This window comes from Pseudomonas sp. PS02290 (assembly GCF_029960075.1).
GTDB lineage: Bacteria > Pseudomonadota > Gammaproteobacteria > Pseudomonadales > Pseudomonadaceae > Aquipseudomonas.
This window is the reverse complement of record NZ_JASCOY010000094.1, coordinates 1-16,779: the sequence shown is the minus strand read 5'-3', so window position 1 is coordinate 16,779 and position 16,779 is coordinate 1. Positions and strand designations below refer to the sequence as shown.

The 16,779-nt window shown below is 61.5% G+C and carries 14 protein-coding genes; 6 read left to right on the top strand and 8 right to left on the bottom strand.

Translation table 11 applies throughout. From position 1 onward, the window contains the following. Positions 1-142: 142 nt before the first annotated feature. Together ggt and QMX88_RS24710 are read right to left on the bottom strand one after the other, a co-directional pair. On the bottom strand, positions 143-1,810 hold the full coding sequence (gene ggt, locus QMX88_RS24715) for a gamma-glutamyltransferase (protein WP_282372878.1): 1,668 nt from the start codon (positions 1,808-1,810) through the stop codon (positions 143-145). 122 nt (positions 1,811-1,932) lie between these two features. Beyond that, a complete protein-coding gene (locus tag QMX88_RS24710; protein ID WP_282372877.1) occupies positions 1,933-2,901 on the bottom strand; it encodes a DMT family transporter in 969 nt (322 codons plus the stop codon). Positions 2,902-3,013: 112 nt separating this feature from the next. On the opposite strand from QMX88_RS24710, the gene QMX88_RS24705 reads away from it, so the two are divergent. Further along, positions 3,014-3,892, top strand: a complete 879-nt coding sequence (locus tag QMX88_RS24705) for a LysR family transcriptional regulator (RefSeq protein ID WP_282372876.1) — start codon at positions 3,014-3,016, stop codon at positions 3,890-3,892. Positions 3,893-3,896: 4 nt separating this feature from the next. On the opposite strand, the gene QMX88_RS24700 is transcribed toward QMX88_RS24705, so the two are convergent. From QMX88_RS24700 to QMX88_RS24690, 3 genes are all read right to left on the bottom strand, one after another. Beyond that, complete coding sequence (locus tag QMX88_RS24700; protein ID WP_282372875.1) at positions 3,897-4,793, bottom strand: LysR family transcriptional regulator; 897 nt, start codon at positions 4,791-4,793, stop codon at positions 3,897-3,899. 165 nt (positions 4,794-4,958) lie between these two features. Beyond that, positions 4,959-5,543 (bottom strand): NAD(P)H-dependent oxidoreductase, encoded by a 585-nt coding sequence (locus tag QMX88_RS24695; RefSeq protein WP_282372873.1) that lies wholly within the window; start codon positions 5,541-5,543, stop codon positions 4,959-4,961. A gap of 213 nt (positions 5,544-5,756) precedes the next feature. Then, positions 5,757-6,521: a sulfite exporter TauE/SafE family protein gene (locus QMX88_RS24690; protein WP_282372872.1), complete on the bottom strand. Its 765-nt coding sequence runs from the start codon at positions 6,519-6,521 to the stop codon at positions 5,757-5,759. A gap of 258 nt (positions 6,522-6,779) precedes the next feature. Here QMX88_RS24690 and argH point away from each other — a divergent pair, with 258 nt between their 5' ends. Next, complete coding sequence (gene argH / locus QMX88_RS24685) at positions 6,780-8,207, top strand: argininosuccinate lyase (RefSeq protein ID WP_282372871.1); 1,428 nt, start codon at positions 6,780-6,782, stop codon at positions 8,205-8,207. A gap of 198 nt (positions 8,208-8,405) precedes the next feature. On the opposite strand, the gene mmsB is transcribed toward argH, so the two are convergent. The 3 genes from mmsB to QMX88_RS24670 form a co-directional block, all read right to left on the bottom strand. Further along, positions 8,406-9,296 (bottom strand): 3-hydroxyisobutyrate dehydrogenase, encoded by an 891-nt coding sequence (gene mmsB, locus QMX88_RS24680; RefSeq protein ID WP_282372869.1) that lies wholly within the window; start codon positions 9,294-9,296, stop codon positions 8,406-8,408. A 66-nt stretch (positions 9,297-9,362) separates the two neighbouring features. After that, on the bottom strand, positions 9,363-10,889 hold the full coding sequence (locus QMX88_RS24675; RefSeq protein ID WP_282372868.1) for a CoA-acylating methylmalonate-semialdehyde dehydrogenase: 1,527 nt from the start codon (positions 10,887-10,889) through the stop codon (positions 9,363-9,365). A gap of 57 nt (positions 10,890-10,946) precedes the next feature. After that, positions 10,947-12,275, bottom strand: coding sequence for an MFS transporter (locus tag QMX88_RS24670; protein WP_282372867.1), 1,329 nt, complete (start codon positions 12,273-12,275; stop codon positions 10,947-10,949). A gap of 186 nt (positions 12,276-12,461) precedes the next feature. On the opposite strand from QMX88_RS24670, the gene QMX88_RS24665 reads away from it, so the two are divergent. The 4 genes from QMX88_RS24665 to QMX88_RS24650 all read left to right on the top strand — a co-directional run bounded on the left by QMX88_RS24665 (position 12,462) and on the right by QMX88_RS24650 (position 16,654). Then, on the top strand, positions 12,462-13,409 hold the full coding sequence (locus QMX88_RS24665) for a LysR family transcriptional regulator (RefSeq protein ID WP_282372865.1): 948 nt from the start codon (positions 12,462-12,464) through the stop codon (positions 13,407-13,409). A gap of 422 nt (positions 13,410-13,831) precedes the next feature. Then, positions 13,832-14,683: a sugar phosphate isomerase/epimerase family protein gene (locus tag QMX88_RS24660; protein ID WP_192170649.1), complete on the top strand. Its 852-nt coding sequence runs from the start codon at positions 13,832-13,834 to the stop codon at positions 14,681-14,683. A gap of 13 nt (positions 14,684-14,696) precedes the next feature. Continuing rightward, entirely contained in the window at positions 14,697-15,761 is a 1,065-nt protein-coding gene (locus QMX88_RS24655) for an isopenicillin N synthase family dioxygenase (RefSeq protein ID WP_282372863.1), read from the top strand. Between the two features lie 74 nt (positions 15,762-15,835). Next, a complete protein-coding gene (locus QMX88_RS24650) occupies positions 15,836-16,654 on the top strand; it encodes an ABC transporter substrate-binding protein (protein WP_065990249.1) in 819 nt (272 codons plus the stop codon). Positions 16,655-16,779 lie beyond the last annotated feature (125 nt).

The following is a 16,779-nucleotide window of genomic DNA, read 5'->3' as shown; positions in this document are numbered from 1 at the left end:
AGCTTGCTCGCGAAAGCGGCATGACAGACAGTTTTAGTAGCCTGAACTGACGCATTCGCGAGCAAGCTCGCTCCCACAATGGTTCTGTGACAATTCGGGCATTCCCACGCGGAACGTGGGAACGATCGCAGCGATCACGCCCTCACTTCACCACCATCCCCACACCCCGCCCACGGGGATCGGACGCGGTTTCGACCTTTGTGCCGTCGATCTTGATCGCCTGCACATTGCCCATCGACCAGCCCTGGTCCTTCAGCGTGTAACCCATGGCCGTCAGCTCGTCAGCCACCGGTGCGGCCAGCGGTGCAAATTTCTCGGTGTAGATCGTGTCTTTCGGCAGCAACTGGTGATGAACCCGCTGCGCCGCGACGGCGTCTTTCAGCGGCATGTGGAAGTCATAGAGGTTGTTCAGCACCTGAAACACCGTGGTGAAAATCCGTGAGCCACCCGGCGTGCCCAGCACCAGCGTGACCGCACCATCGCGGGTGACCAGGCTCGGGCTCATCGACGACAACATGCGCTTGCCGGGCTGAATGGCATTGGCATCCCCGCCCACCACACCGAACGCATTGGCCACGCCGGGCTTGGAGCTGAAATCATCCATCTCGTCGTTCAGCAAAAAGCCTGCGCCCTTCACCACCACGCCGCTGCCGTAATCCCAGTTCAGGGTGTAGGTGTTGCTGACCGCGTTGCCCTTGGCATCGACGATGGAGAAGTGCGTGGTCTGGTGGGATTCAAGCCCGGCCTTTACGTTTTCCGTGGGCGAAATCGCCGTCGGGTTGACCTCATGGGCACGCTTGGCCAGATAGGCGTTATCGGTCAGCTGATTCACCGGCGCCACGGAAAAGTCCGGATCGCCCAGGTAGTTGGCGCGATCGGCGAACACGCGTTTTTCGATTTCAGCGAGCAGATGGATATAGCGCGCCGAGTTGAGCGGCACGTCTTTGAAGTCATCGGCAAGCAGCTGCTTCATGCCGATCAATTGCGCCAGCGCTATGCCGCCGGAACTGGGCAGCGGCGCGGTATAAAGCGTGTTGCCGTTGAAATTCACGTGCAGCGGCTTGCGCCAGACCGCCTTGTAATCCTGCAGGTCCTCTTTAGTGATCAGGCCGTTGTCGTGCTGCATCTGCGCCACCAGCAGATCGGCCGTCTGGCCCTGATAAAACTCGTTGGCGCCTTTGTTGGCGATGCGTTCCAGGGTCTTGGCCAGCTCCGGCTGACGGAAGGTCTCCCCGGTCTTCATGTCGCCGAAGTAATCCGCAAAATTGGTTTTGCCGTTGAGCTGTTTGATGGCTTCGGCGCCGTACATGTACTGCTTGTCGGCGACCTTGAAGCCGTTTTTGGCATAACCAATGGCCGGCGTCAGCAGCTCGGCCCACGGCAGCTTGCCGAATTTCTGATGCGCTTCCCACAGCCCCATTACCGTGCCGGGCACGCCCGAGGCACGTGCGCCCACCAGACTCATGCCCGGGATGACCTCGCCCTTGTCGTCCAGGTACATGTTGCGCGTGGCGGCTTTCGGCGCGGCTTCGCGGTAGTCGAGAAAATACGGCCGACCGTTCATGAACAGGGTCATGAAGCCACCGCCGCCGATGTTGCCCGCTTCGGGGTAAGTGACCGCCAGGGTGAACGCTGTGGCAACGGCAGCGTCGACGGCGTTGCCGCCCTTTTTCAGAATCTGCGCAGCGACCTGGGCACCGTATTGGTCCGGGGCCGCAACGGCGCCGCCTTCCAGCACCACGGCATACACTGGCGAACTCGCGGCGAAGATCACCGACAGGGCAAGGGTTTTCAGGGTCACTGCACGCATGGGGCTTCCTTGATGGCAAATGCGACAGCTTGGAACTGATGGGCTGTCTGGAGGCTGAAGAGACTAACGGTCCGGCTGCACATTAATGATGAAACTTGGCGCAAACGCAAACGGCCAAGCGCCTAAACCGGGGCACGTTCAGGTTCATCCCGAACGGGAAACACCACCGCCCTCTCCCGCCGCAGATTGAGCGCCAACACGCTCGCCAGCACCACAATCGACCCGACGATCACCCGCTGTGAAGGCAACTCGCCCAGCATCACCGACGCAATGGCGATGGCCATAGGCGGCGTCAGGTACAAACTCATCGAGGCGCGGCTGACGTCCATGTGCTTCAAGACGTACGCCCAGGCCAGATACGCCAGCGCGCTGGGGAACAGCCCCAATACGCCCACCGCCACATTGACCCGCATCGGCGCGTTGACGATTTCGCCGATCAGCCCCGGCAGGTAAACCAGCAGGAACACCGTACCCGCCCAGACCGTGTAACAGACCATGGTCAGGCCGTCGTACCGGTGGCTGTGACGCTTCTGCAATGAGAAATAAACGCTCCAGGAAAACGCCGCCACCAGGATCAGCAGCCCGCGCGCATCCATGTGGCCAATGCCGCGATCACCAGTGACGACAATTGCGGCGCCCACCAGCCCGAGCGCCACACAGCCCCAACGCCAGGCGCTGACCCGCTCCTTGAACACGAAATGCGCCAGCAGCGCGGTGAACAGGGGTGTCGACTGAACCAGCACGCTCGACGCCCCGGCAGTCACGCCGGCCTGGCCGAAGTTGAGGGCGATGTGATGCAGGCTGACGGCGAAGAAACCCAGCACCGCGAGCAACGGCAGATCTTTCAGGCGCGGTAACGCGATGCGTTGCGATGAGGCGATTAACAGCATGAACACCGACGCGATCAGAAAGCGCAGCAGCGCCAGATGCCCCGGCTCATAGGCCTGCAAACCGATGCGAATGCCGGTCGGCGAGAAGCCCCAGCAAGCAACCACGAAGAAAGTGGCAAGGGCGACTTTCACCCCTTGCCAAGGCACTGCAGCACTAACCGTCGTCTCCGACTTGCAAACGGGTTCAGCCACCACGCTCATCTCGATACTCCTGCCGACAAGCCCGGCGCTTGCCCATGGCTGCGAGTATCGAAACAACCTATGCTCACCACAACCGAACAATAATGACGCAACTCCTCACTATGGGTGATGAATGGAACTGGCCCAGATTCGCATGTTCAAGACTGTCGTCGACACCGGCAGCATTGCCCGCGCGGCGGAGGTCTTGCATTGCGTGCCATCGAACATCACCGCACGGATCAAGGCGCTTGAAACAGAGCTTGGCACCGAGCTGTTCTACCGTCAGGGTCGCGGTTTGCGCATCAGTGCGGCGGGAGAAATCTTTCTCACCTACGCCGGCAAGATGCTGAGCCTGGCCGACGAAGCCAAACGCGCGGTGCACCCGGACGCCGCGCCATCCGGGCCGTTACGCATCGGCGCCATCGAATCTTCGGCCACGGCGCGGCTGCCGCGACTGCTGGCGCGCTTTCATGCGCGTTATCCGCAGGTGTCACTGGAGCTTACAACGGGCACCGGCACGCAACTGCTCGACGCGACGCTCAACCAGAAACTCGATGGCGCCATCGTCGCCATCGATGTCAAACGCCCACGGCTCAAGCGCACGTCGATGTACCGGGAGGATCTGGTGCTGATTGCCGCCGAGTCGTTGGGGCCGATTCGCAGCGCGGCGGATCTGCAGGGCAAATCGATTTTCATGTGGCCCGAAGGCTGCCCCTATCGCGCAGCGCTGGAGCGATGGTTGCAGAACGACGGCCAGACTCAGCCCATCGTCAGCATCGCCAATTACGGCACCATCGTCGGTTGCGTCAGCGCCGGGGCAGGCGTGGCGCTGGTGCCCAAGGGGGTTTTCGAGCAGTACCGGAAAGGCTCGGGCTGGGTCGGTTATGAATTCCCTGAACTGACCTCCATCGACAACCTGTTTTACTGGCACGAGAACGCCGAGCATCACCCGGCGCGGGAGGCGTTTGTGGAGATGTTGCGGGCGGAGTTCAGCGGGGTGGGCGAGGCGTGACGCGTCAGGCGGCGTACACCGCCAGTTTCTCCTGAATGAAATCCAGAAAGCACTGAATCCGCAACGCCAGCTGCGAGTTGCGGTAGTAAACGGCGTGGATCGGCTGGCGATAGCCGCTATTGGCCTGAGGCAGGATGACGTTGAGGCGCCCTTGGCGGATGTCTTCGTGGGTCATGAAGTGCGACAGGCACACGATGCCCTCACCCGCCAACGCCAACTGGCGCAACGTCTCGCCGCTGGAGGCCGAAACCGTCGGCTGAATGAACAGCCGGTCCCCGTCCGCGTGGCGCAACGGCCAGTGGTTGAGGGTTTCGGTCTGGGTGAAGCCGAGCAGCGAATGCTCGCTCAGCGCTACAACGGTTTTCGGCGTGCCGTGCTTTTCGAGGTATTCAGGGCTGGCGAGGATGTTCAGCGGGCTGCTGCCAAGAGGCCGGGCGTGCAGGGTGGAATCGGCCAGCACGCCAATACGGATCGCCACATCGGTGCTCTGTTCCAGCAGATCAATGATCAGATCGTTGCTGTTCAGCTCCAGCTGGATGTCCGGGTACAGCGCGCGAAACTCGGCGACGTACGGGACGATGGAATGCAGCATGAAGGGCGACGCCGCGTTTATCCGCAAACGGCCAGAGGGCGTCTGCTGGCGCACCGACATGCGCTCTTCCAGCTCTTCCATCTGATCCAGAATCTGCCTGGCCCGCTCAAGGAAATACTTGCCCTCCTCGGTCAGGTCCATGCGCCGCGTGGTGCGATTGATCAACGTCGTGCCCAGCTTGCCTTCGAGTCGCGACAGCGTGCGGCTGATGGCCGAAGGCGTCTGCCCGACCTGCTCGGCCGCAGCGGAAATCGAGCCGCTTTCGATCACCGTCACAAACACCTGCAACTCATCCGACCTGGCCTTCACTGTTGTCTCCCGCTCACAAGAGACCGGATATTAGCGCGCTTGCTGGCAAGAGCGGCAAGCTACAAGCCCTGAGCTGCAAGCCAGGCGCTAAAAGCCGTACGCCGTGAGCTTGCCGCTTGCCGCTTGAAGCTTGTAGCTCGCTTCTCGCTTCTCGCTTCTCGCTTCTCAGATCCCGAACACCGAGGCCAGATGCGCTTCATACCGCTTCACGTCTGCTTCCACATTCGGCATCTTCATCACGTCCACCGCCAGGAAGGTCGGCAGGCCGGTCATGCCCAGGAATTGGTTGGCCTTGTGGAAGGGGAAGTACACGGCATCCACGCCCTTGGCTTCGAAGAAGTCGGCCGGGTCGTCGAACGCTTGCTGCGGCGCATTCCAGGTGGCCGAAATCATGTATTGCTTGCCGTGCAGCAAGCCGCCGCTGCCATAACGCTGGGAGGCATCGGAACGGGTGCGACCGTCGTTGGCGTACAGGCTGCCGTGACCTTCGGTGAACACTTCGTCGATGTACTTTTTCACCGTCCACGGCGCCCCCATCCACCAGCCCGGCATCTGCCAGATAATCACGTCAGCCCAGAGAAACTTCTGCACTTCTTCGGCCACGTCGTAGCCGCCGTCGATGAAGGTCTGTCGTACTTCAAAACCGGCACGGTCCAGCAGCGCCAGGCCGGCTTCATGCAGCGTGGTGTTGTAGCGGCCATCGGAGTGCGCAAATTGTTTGCCGCCGTTGAGAAACAGTACTTTTTTCATATCAAGCCTCGTCCGTCGTCAATGCAGCCCGCGGCTCTGCGGTACTGGATTGAGGGTCTTCAATTGGAATGGACGGCAGAATATCTGGCGGACGAGACGGGAATAAGCCACAGACGGGCAAAATACATTTGCGCCTGAATCACGAGTCAGGCGGCTATTGATGAATTTATGTTGATAGAACGGCAGCGTGAATCCGAGCCGAACGCCGCGTAATCAGCCTGCGATCATCAGGTGCGCGCCCAGCAGGGCCATGCCGATAAAGAACATCCGCTTGAACACCAGCGCGCTGATCCGTTGACGCAGCCACTGACCGAACATCATCCCGAGCAACGCGGGAATCAGCGCCAGCAACGAGGCGCCCATTTCAGCGCTGCCCACTGCGCCGTTCCAGAACAGACCAACACCCAGTGCCAGGGTCGAGACAGTGAACGACAGCCCCAGCGCCTGCACCAGTTCATTACGATCCAGCCCCAGGCCCTGGATGTAGGGCACCGCCGGAATCACGAAGACGCCGGTGGCCGAGGTGACCATGCCGGTGATAAATCCGCACAACGGCCCGAGCCAGCGCTCGGCAGCGGGCGGCACGTTGAGCGTCGGCAGAAACAAGCCGCACAGCGCGTAGACAAACAGCGCGCCGCCCAGCGCCCTCGCCATGCCGTGCCCGTTGCCGAGGCCCAGTGCGTATGAGCCGAGTAGCGTGACGATGACGATCATCAACAGCAGCGGCCACAACCGCGTACAGAGTCCTCGCAAATGCCCGCCGGTTGCCAACTGCCAGAAGTTGGTCAGCGTCGAGGGAATCAGCAGCAGCGCGGCCGCCTGGGTCGGCAGCATCATCGCGCCGAGCAAGCCCATCGCAACCGTCGGCAGCCCCATGCCGATCACGCCCTTGACCGTTCCCGCCAGCAGAAACGTCAGCAGCACCAGCGCCGACAAGGTCCAACCAAGGTTCTGATAGAGCGATAGAAAATCAGTCATGGGCGCATCCTGCGAAAAGGTCGACGAGGGGAAACATCGGGCGTTGCAATCGGCGCCACTTCAACACATTCGGGCACCTGCGGTAACAGAAAAATAGTCGGCACCACGCTTCGGCTCAGGCCGAACCAGGCAGCTTTCCATTTCTGCCAACCCGACTTGCCATTTGTGACGTTTCACCGGCAGCCGGTTTTTCCTAGGATCCCCTGACGTCGCCGACGCCTGGCTCGCCAGCAATCACGTGTTTGAGGGGGAATGCATATGTCTGATGCAACTGAGCGTCTGTGGGGCGCGCGCTTTAAATCAGCGCCAGCCGAAGCGATGGCCAACCTGTCACGCTCGCCCGCCGTCTATTTCCGCATGACGCCTTATGACGTGGCAGGCTCCAAGGCCCACGCCCACGAGCTTGAGCGCGCCGGTTTGCTGAACGCCGACGAAACCCGCCGCATCATCGACGCGCTGCAATCGATTGACGAGGATTTTGCCGCCGGCACGATTCAGCCCATTCCCGCCGACGAGGACGTGCACACCTTCATCGAGCGCCTGCTTACCGAACGCCTTGGCGCACTGGGCGGGAAGCTTCGCGCCGGGCGGTCGCGCAACGATCAGACAGCCAATGACATGCGGCTGTTTTTGCGTGACCGGATTCGCGTGCTGACCCTGTCGATTCTGGATTTGCAGCAGGCGTTGGTCGGCCAGGCCGAAGCGCATATCGAGACCATCGCGCCGGGTTTCACCCACTTGCAGCAAGCGCAGCCAATCGTGTTCGGTCATCACTTGATGGCCCACGCCCAGGCAATTCATCGTGACATCCAGCGCCTGCAGGATTGGGATGAGCGCTTCAATCTGTCGCCCCTCGGCGCCGCCGCCATGGCCGGTTCCGCCATCGCCCGCGACCCGCAACGTTCGGCGGCGGAAATGGGCTACGCCGGGCCGTGTGAGAACTCCATCGACGCCGTCGCCAGCCGCGATCACGTGGCCGAGTTTCTGTTCTGCGCGAGCATGCTGGGGATCAATATTTCGCGCATGGCCGAGGAGTTCTGCATCTGGACATCGCGGCAGTTTCGCTGGGTCGAGCTGGATGATGCCTACGCTACTGGCAGCTCGATCATGCCGCAGAAGAAGAACCCGGACATCGCCGAACTGGCCCGGGGTAAATCCGGCCGTTTGATCGGTTCGCTGACGGCGATTCTGTCGGTGCTCAAGGCGCAGCCGCTGTCGTACAACCGGGATTTGAGCGAAGACAAGCACGCCATCTTCGACGCTTTGGACACGCTGAATCTGGTGCTGCCCGCCTTCGCCGGCATGGTTCGAACCATGAAGGTGCGCAAGGACGAATTGCTGCGGCAGGCACCTTTGGGGTTCACCCTGGCGACGGAAATCGCCGACTGGCTGGCCGTTCGCGGTGTGCCGTTCAAGGAAGCCCATGAGATCACCGGGCAACTGGTGCAGCTGTGCGAGGCGCAGGACATCGGGCTGCCGGAGCTGACGCCAAAGATGCTCGCCGACACCGACCCGCGCCTGACGCCGGAGGTGTTGGAGAGCCTGACGCTTGAAGCTGCACTGGCAGCGCGCAGCGGCTGGGGCGGTACGTCGCCGGTGCGAGTCGCCGAACAGATCGCGCGGTTTAAACAGCACCTGGTGGCGCAAGAGCAGTGGGCCAAGGATTACAGCGGCCCGCGGGGTTAGTTCTCGGTGGGACTGCGTGCATTTAGTGGGACCGCGTGCACATTGTAGGACCGGCTTTAGCCGGCAAGGCATCGGATGTCACACCGCGAAATTGCTGTGTTGGTGCTGGCCTCTTCCCGGCTGAAGCCGGTCCCACTGACTGACCGCGTGCACATTGTGGGACCGGCTTTAGCCGGGAAGAGGGCGGGGCGTGCACCCTCAGTTTTCCTTCTTGATGTAACCCTGAACCACCGCCGAGAAATCCTTGCCGCCATCACCGCGCAAACTCATCGCCTGATACAGCTGCTGCGCCAGCGCGCCCATGATCACGGGTTGGCGCGCGGCTTTGGCGGCCTCGGTTGCCAGGCCCAGGTCCTTGAGCATCAGCTCTGCGCCAAACCCTCCGGTGTAACCGCGCGACGCCGGGGCGGTTTCCACGACGCCGGGCCACGGGTTGTACATTTCCGAGCTCCAGCAGCGTCCGGTCGAGCTGTTGATGATGGTCGCCAGCACGCCGGTGTCGATGCCCAGGCTATTACCCAGCGCCATGGCTTCTGCCACACCGATCATGGAAATGCCCAAGAGCATGTTGTTGCAGATCTTGGCGATCTGCCCGGTGCCGACATCGCCGCAATGGACGATGTTGCGACCCATCTGCGCAAGGATCGGCTTGAGCACGGTGTAGTGTTCCAGGCTGGCGCCAACCATAAACGTCAGCGTCCCGGCCTGCGCCCCGCCCGTCCCGCCCGACACCGGCGCATCGCCGACCACCACACCTTGTTTCGCCGCTGCGGCCGCCACATCGCGGATAGTCTGTGGATCGATGGTGCTGCAGTCCACCGCCGGAACGCCTGCGCTGATGCCAGCCAATACGCCGTCTTCATTCAGATAAACCGCGCGAACGTGGGCTGCCGCCGGGAGCATGGTAATGACCAGGTCGGCACCCTGAGCAGCATGTTTGGGCGACTCACTGATGCGGCTGCCCAATTCGGCCAGCTCGGCCAGCACCTGTTGGTTCAGGTCGAACAAATGCAGCTGATGCCCGGCACGGATCAGGTTCCGCGCCATCGGCGCCCCCATATTGCCCAGGCCGATGAATGCGATTTTCATGGTTGTTCTCCTTGTTCAGTTCCAGTGCCACCGGCGACACGCGCGCCCGCTTAAAGCGCGTCGCACTCAACGCAAATTGATCGTCGTGTTCACCCCGTCATTCACGCTGTCGTCATCGAACCAGCGGCTGGTGACGGTCTTGGTCTGAGTGTAGAACTGCACCACCTGCTTGCCGTACGGCCCCAGATCTCCCAGCTTCGAACCGCGCGAACCGGTGAAGCTGAAGAACGGCACCGGCACGGGAATCGGGATATTGATGCCGACCTGACCCACATCGATTTCACTCTGGAATTTGCGCGCCGCCGCACCGCTCTGGGTGAACAGCCCGACGCCGTTGCCGAACGGGTTGGCGTTGACCAGCGCAATGGCTTGATCCAGCGTGTCGACTTCCAGCACCACGAGCACCGGCCCGAAGATTTCCTGAGTGTAGATCTGCATCTCGGTGGTCACGCCCGTGAACAGCGTCGGCCCGACGAAGTTGCCCTCCTCAAAACCCGCCACCGTGATGCCCCGCCCGTCCAGCTCAAGGGTGGCCCCTTCCTGAACGCCGCTCTCGATCAGATCAAGAATCCGCTGTTTCGCGCGCCTGGAAATCACCGGCCCGACATCGGTGCCCGCCTCGCTGCCCGCGTTCACCTTGAGCTTCTGCGCCAGCGCCTTCAGATCGGGAATCCACTGCTTCGCCGCGCCGACCATGACCACCGCCGACGTCGCCATGCAGCGCTGACCCGCCGCACCGAAACCGGCGCCGACCAGTGCGTTGAGGGTCTGCTCGCGATTGGCATCGGGCAGCACAACGGCATGGTTCTTGGCGCCCATCATCGACTGCACACGCTTGCCGTGTTTGCCGGCCAGCTCGTAAACGTGAGTGCCCACTGCCGTCGAGCCGACGAAGGAAACCGCCTTGATGTCCTTGTGGGTGCAAATCCCATCGACCACTTCTTTACCGCCATGCACAACGTTGAGCACGCCCGCCGGCACGCCCGCTTCGACGGCCAGCTCCACCAGCAGCATCGTCGACATCGGATCCTGCTCGGACGGTTTCAGCACGAAGGTGTTGCCGCAGGCAATGGCCATGGGGAACATCCACAGCGGAATCATCGCCGGGAAGTTGAACGGCGTGATGCCTGCGCAGACGCCGATGGGCTGACGCAGGGTGTAGGTGTCGACGCCGCCGGCGACGTTTTCAGCGAATTCGCCCATCTGCAGCGTGCCGATGGAGCATGCGTGCTCGACCACTTCAAGGCCGCGGAAGATATCGCCCTCGGCGTCCGCAATCGTCTTGCCCTGTTCGGCGCTGAGCACCACGGCGATGCGTTTGGAGTGTTCCCGGATTAACGCCTGCAGCTTGAGCATGATGCGCATACGGGCGCCAATCGGCGTGTGCCGCCAGGTGGTGAATGCCTTCTGCGCAGCGGCGACGGCGGCATCGACCTCAGCGGCCGTGGCGAACGGCACGTGGGCCAGCACTTCCTGGGTGGCGGGGTTGACCACGTCGAGCCACTCGGTGGTTTGCGACTCAACCCATTCGCCGCCGATCAGCAGCTTCACGCGGGCCACGGTGGTGTTGTTTTTGTTCAGTGACACGTTCATTGCCATTGCTCCATTCAAGGCAGCGCGCCTGCTTGAGCGCGCTGAAAAAAAGTCGATTCAGGCTGCGCGATGGCGAGGCGGATCGCGCTTCATCAGCGCGGTGCAGACCAATGCCACAAGCGCCATGCCGATCAGGTAGACGATCACGTAGTGCGGACTGCCGCCGCCCATGGCCAGTAATTGCGTGGCGATCATCGGGGCAAATCCGCCGCCCAACACGCCCGCCAACTGCACCGAGACAGAGATGCCGCTGTAGCGAATTTCCGCCGGGAACTGGCGAGCAAATAACAGGGATTCCGGCGCGTACAGGATCGGGAACACCACGCCCACCGCCAGCACCATCGCCCACCACACCATCTGCGGTTCGCGGGTGCCGAGCATGGCGAAGAACGGATAGACGAAGGCGCAGAGCAGCAAAAGCCCGGCGAAATACAAACGTTTCTGACCGACCTTGTCGGACAGATGTCCACACAGCGGCATCGTCACAAGAGAAAGCGCAGCGCCAGCGGTGATCGCGCTCAGCACGTCGGCACGGGGGATGAGTAACTGGTTGGCGGCGTACGCCAGGGCGAAGGTCACCGACATGTAAAACCAGGCGTTCTCAGCGGTGCGCGCGCCGATGATGGTCAGGGTTTCTCTAGGGTGCTCGCGGAACACTTTGAACAGCGGCACCTTGACGGCGATGTTGTCTTTTTTCAGCTTCTCGAAATCGGGCGACTCCGGGACTTTCAAGCGAATCAGCCAGCCCACGCCCAGCAGCACAACGCTGGCCAGAAACGGAATCCGCCAGCCCCAACTGAGCATGTCGGCCTCCGGCAATTTGGCAACCATGCCCATCGCCAGCGAGGCTAGTACCAGCCCGGCACCAACGCCGGTTTGCGGCAGGCTGCCGTAGAAACCTTTGCGGCCCTCGGGCGCATGTTCGACGGCCATCAGCACCGCCCCGCCCCATTCGCCGCCGACCGCCATGCCCTGGAGAAACCGCATCGCCACCAGCAGCACCGCAGCCCAGTAGCCGATCTGTTCGTAGGTGGGAATCAGGCCGATGATGATGGTCGGAATGCCCATCAGCATCAGGGTGAACAGGAGCATGGACTTGCGCCCGATCTTGTCGCCGAAATGGCCGAACACGATGCCGCCCAGTGGCCGGCCAAGAAAGCCCACGGCGTAGGTGGCGAACGCCGCCAGCACACCAATGATCGGGTCCAGTGCAGGGAAGAAGATCTTGTTGAAGATCAGTGCGGCAGCGGTGCCGTAGAGGAAAAAGTCGTACCACTCGATGGTCGTGCCAGCCATGCTCGCCGCGCCGGCAAGCCGGTAGGATCGAGCGTTTTTTACGGGGCCGGCATTGAGTGCGCCAGCGTCCGCCGTAATAGCGTTCTTCATAAACTCCTCCGCTTATTTATTGTTGTGCAGGGTGTTATGGCATGTGGGATGGGGCGATTTGCCGGGGCGTTACCTCGTTGGTTTCAGCTGCTGCAACAGGCGTTGACGGGCAGGTTGGATCCGGCCGCGCTTCGGAGTATAGATGTGCAAACTTCTAATAAGAACGCACATAAAAGCAGGTTCAACATGCACAAAAACATCACGTCCCTGAGCGCGCTGAACTGGGATGACATGAAGTTTTTTCTCGAAGTGGCGCGCACGCGCAAGGCCAGTTCCGCGGCCAAACGCCTCGCGGTGGACTACACAACTGTGTCGCGCCGGATCAGCTCGCTGGAAACTTCACTGGGCACGTTGCTGTTCGAAAAATCCCGCAATAACGGCTTCATCCTCACGGCGGAAGGCCAACGATTGCTCGGCGCGGCGGAGTCCATCGAAAGCACGCTGCACATCGCCTGCGAGCAGGTTTCCGGCTCCGGCGTCGCGTTGTCGGGGCACGTGCGCATGGGCTGCACCGAAGGCTTCGGCAGCTTCTTCATCACCCCGCAACTCAGTCACTTCACCGACACGTACCCTGCCATTTCGGTGGACATCCTGCCGCTGCCGCACTTCATCAGCCTGTCCAAGCGCGAGGCCGATATCGTCATCGCGCTGGAGCGTCCGGAACACGGGCCTTACGTGTGCTGCAAGCTGTGCGACTACAGCCTGAGGCTCTACGCCACTCAGGAGTATCTCGACAATCACACGCCGATCCACAAGACCGAAGACCTCGCCGACCATCCGTTCATCAGCTACGTCGACGACCTGGCCTTCAGCTCGGAATTGCTCTACCTCAGCAACCTCCTCCCCGGCGCCCACGCCACCCTGCGCAGCACCAGCGTCATCGCCCAATACGTCGCCGCGTTGCAGGGACGAGCGCTGGCGATCCTGCCGTGCTTTCTGGCGGCACAGGATGCTCGGCTGTTGCCGGTGCTGGAAAGTGAGGTGGATATCACGCGGCAGTTCTGGATGTATTGCCGCGAGGATTTGAGGAAGCTCAAGCGGATTACGTTGCTGTGGGATTACATCCGTGAGGCGACCGAGCGCAATCAGGGGTTTCTGCTGGGCAAGACGGAACGGATGACGTTTGTGGATTGAACGAAAAGTCGGCTGCAGGTAGGGGTAGCGCCCAACTTGCCTGCGGATGAAGCGCGATCCTGTGGGAGTGAGCTTGCTCACGAATGCGGCAGATCAGGCGCTGAAGATGCGGTGGATGTTCCTACCTATTCGCGAGCAAGCTCGCTCCCATGAACGTCGCATGCCTGAAGTCTGCGTCTACCTCGCACCTCCCGACCATAGTTCAGAAATCTCTGAACTATGCATTTGAGCTTTCCTATTCTTCCCGTTCATCGGCCGAATCTAAGATCGGCCGCAATAAAGGAGCCCGTCCAGTAGAGACACGGCCCGAAGATTGCCTTTTCTGATGTGACTGCCGCTGTACCCCGTTTCGGCCCGCGCCGCGGCGGAGCCCTGTCTCGGGTCACACGTCAGCCGCTTGCTGCAATCTTTGAGGACGCTCGATGAAACTGGAAATCTTCCGCACGCTCTGGGGCTATCGCGCCAGCAAGGCCCAGGCGCTGGATGAGCTGCTGGAAGCCGGATTCGACGGCATGGAAGCACGCCTGCCACTGACGCCTGTCGAGCGTGCGGAATTCGGTGCCTTCCTACGCGCCAATCACGTGCCTTACATCGCCACCGTTTTCACCGCCTACGACGTCCTCCCGGAACAATCAGCGACCACCGCGGAACACCTCACCGATCTGGAACAGAAGCTCGCCTGGTCAACCGAACTGGCGCCGCGCTTCGTCAACGTGCTGGCCGGCAACGACCGCTGGCAATTGCCACAGCAGGTGGACTTCTTCGGTCGGGCACTGGAGGTGGCGCGCAAGCACGGGCAGACCGTCACTTTCGAAACCCATCGCGCCCGCTCGCTGTTCAATCCGTGGGTCACCCTTGAGCTGATCCGCCAACTGCCCGATCTACGCTTCACCAGCGACATCAGCCACTGGATCGTCACCTGCGAGCGTTTGCTCGACGACCCGGAAGACGACCTCAGCGCGTTTGTCGAACGCGTCCATCACATTCAGGCTCGGGTCGGTTACGACCAGGGTCCGCAAGTCCCTCATCCGGCTGCCCCCGAGTACGCCCGAGAGCTGGCTTTCCATCAGCAGCACTGGGAAGCCGTGTGGACATCCCAGCAGGCCCGCGGTTATCAGGTCAGCACGATGACGCCTGAATTCGGCGCCGACGGCTATCTGCATCATCTGCCCTTCACCAATGTGCCGGTGGCCGATCTCTGGTCGCTGAACCTGTGGATGGGCCGGACCGAACGCGAACATTTCCAGCGCTTCACCCACACAACAAGCCGATAAGGAGCGTTTCGTCATGCCAGATCCGTCGCACGCGGCAGCCCCGAAGGTCGCCAATTTCAGCAGTATTCCGGTGGTCGATATCGCGGGGTTGTTCAGCCCCGACATCGCACTGCGTCAGGCCGTCGCCGACGAACTGGGCAAGGCGGCGCGGGAAGTGGGCTTTCTGTACGTCAGGAATCACGGCATCGCTCCGTCGTTGATCGACGGACTGCGTCAGGCGGCCAAGGACCTGTTCGCCCAGTCGCTTGACTACAAAATGCAGCACTACATCGGCACGTCGCGCAGCCACAAAGGCTTCGTGCCCGAGGGCGAAGAGGTCTACGCCAAGGGCAAGCCAGACCATAAAGAGGCCTTTGATATCGGTTATGAAGTGGGCGATGACGACCCACTGGTGATCGCTAAAACCCCGCTCATCGGCGCTAACGAGTGGCCGGACTTGCCCGGCTTTCGCCCTGCGGTCGAAGCGTATTACGCGGCGGTATTTGCCTTGGGCCGCCGCCTGTTCGACGGCTTTGCGCTGGCGCTGGGCCTGGAGGAAGGCTACTTCGAGGCGATGGTCACCCGTCCGCCGTCGAAGCTGCGACTAATTCATTACCCGTTCGACGGCGCCGCCCAAGATGCGCCCGGAATTGGTGCGCACACCGATTACGAGTGCTTCACCATGCTGCTGGCCGACAAGCCCGGGCTGGAAGTGATGAACGACCTCGGGCAGTGGATCGACGCGCCACCGGTGGAGGGCGCGTTTGTGGTCAACATCGGCGACATGCTGGAGGTCATGACCGCTGGTACGTTCGTTGCTACGGCTCATCGGGTACGCACGGTCAGCGAAGAGCGCTATTCGTTTCCGCTGTTCTTCGCCTGTGACTTTCACACCCAGATCAAGCCCCTTCCGCAGTTCGACAAGGGCACTGCCGACTACGAAGAAATCACCATCGGCGAGCATATGTTCGGTCAGGCGTTGCAGACCTACCAGTACCTGCGGCGCAAGGTCGAGAACGGCGAACTCAAGCTGTACGAAAAGGCGCGCAAGCCGTCGAGCTTCGGCCATCTGAAGAATCAGACACAGGACGTATCGTGATGCGATACGGCGCCCTGCATCACCCGAATACCCAGCACACCCAGCCCTACCTTCCTGACGTGGAGTCACCGACGATGCGCAACACTTTGAACACTGCTGTCCGCTTGACCGTGCTTGCCTCCGCCATGCTCGGCGCGTCGTTATTGGCTGCCACGGCCGCACAAGCTGCCACCACCGTGACGCCCGGGCAGTTCAAGGTTGGCATGGAGATCACCTACCCCCCATTCGAATCCTACGACGAGAAGAAGAACGTCGTCGGTGCCGACCCTGACCTCTCGCGCCTGCTCGCCAAGCACATGGACCTCAAAGCGGAGTTCGTCGACACCAAGTTCTCCAGCCTGATCCTCAGCCTCAATGCCGGGCACTACGACGCGATCATTTCGGGCATGTACATCACGCCGGAGCGCCAGACCCAGGCACAGACCATTCCCTACGCTGTAACCGGCGCGGCGATCATGGTGCTCAAGGACAGTCCGCTCAAACCCAAGGTGCCGGAAGACCTGTGCGGGCTGAAAATCGGCCTGGAAAAAGGCACCACGTGGGTCACCCAGTTCAACAAGCTGTCCGCCGAATACTGCGTGCCGAAGGGCAAAGGCCCGGTCGCCGTCAGCGAATTCCCGTCGGCACCCGAAGTGACCCAGGCGCTGCTGTCGGGCAACGTTCAGGCGCAAGTGGAGATCGACGGCGCCGCCGGCATGATCGCCGAACGCACCAAGGGCCGCGTGGTGGTCAGCACCGAGCATTCGATCTATCAGCAAACGCTCGGCATCTACGTGAAGAAGGGCAATGACGAGCTGTATCAGGCGCTGCTCAAGGCCTTCGACGAGACCAAAAAATCCGGCGAATACGCTGCGCTCTTGAAGAAATACAACCTGGAAGAGCCCGCGAACTGACGGCTTGATGCTCCACCCCTTGTAGGAGTGAGCTTGCTCGCGATTGGCCGTGACAGACGATGAAAGTGTGTTGGCTGTACCGAAGGCATCGCGAGCAAGCTCACTCCTGCAGGGATCGCGTTTGA

Excerpts from the sequence above, each read along its gene's own strand:
- ggt (WP_282372878.1), bottom strand. The coding sequence starts at position 1,810 with ATGCGTGCAGTGACCCTGAAAACCCTTGCCCTGTCGGTGATCTTCGCC.
- QMX88_RS24710 (WP_282372877.1), bottom strand. The coding sequence starts at position 2,901 with ATGAGCGTGGTGGCTGAACCCGTTTGCAAGTCGGAGACGACGGTTAGT.
- QMX88_RS24705 (WP_282372876.1), top strand. The coding sequence starts at position 3,014 with ATGGAACTGGCCCAGATTCGCATGTTCAAGACTGTCGTCGACACCGGC.
- QMX88_RS24695 (WP_282372873.1), bottom strand. The coding sequence starts at position 5,543 with ATGAAAAAAGTACTGTTTCTCAACGGCGGCAAACAATTTGCGCACTCC.
- QMX88_RS24690 (WP_282372872.1), bottom strand. The coding sequence starts at position 6,521 with ATGACTGATTTTCTATCGCTCTATCAGAACCTTGGTTGGACCTTGTCG.
- argH (WP_282372871.1), top strand. The coding sequence starts at position 6,780 with ATGTCTGATGCAACTGAGCGTCTGTGGGGCGCGCGCTTTAAATCAGCG.
- mmsB (WP_282372869.1), bottom strand. The coding sequence starts at position 9,296 with ATGAAAATCGCATTCATCGGCCTGGGCAATATGGGGGCGCCGATGGCG.
- QMX88_RS24675 (WP_282372868.1), bottom strand. The coding sequence starts at position 10,889 with ATGAACGTGTCACTGAACAAAAACAACACCACCGTGGCCCGCGTGAAG.
- QMX88_RS24670 (WP_282372867.1), bottom strand. The coding sequence starts at position 12,275 with ATGAAGAACGCTATTACGGCGGACGCTGGCGCACTCAATGCCGGCCCC.
- QMX88_RS24665 (WP_282372865.1), top strand. The coding sequence starts at position 12,462 with ATGCACAAAAACATCACGTCCCTGAGCGCGCTGAACTGGGATGACATG.
- QMX88_RS24660 (WP_192170649.1), top strand. The coding sequence starts at position 13,832 with ATGAAACTGGAAATCTTCCGCACGCTCTGGGGCTATCGCGCCAGCAAG.
- QMX88_RS24655 (WP_282372863.1), top strand. The coding sequence starts at position 14,697 with ATGCCAGATCCGTCGCACGCGGCAGCCCCGAAGGTCGCCAATTTCAGC.
- QMX88_RS24650 (WP_065990249.1), top strand. The coding sequence starts at position 15,836 with ATGCGCAACACTTTGAACACTGCTGTCCGCTTGACCGTGCTTGCCTCC.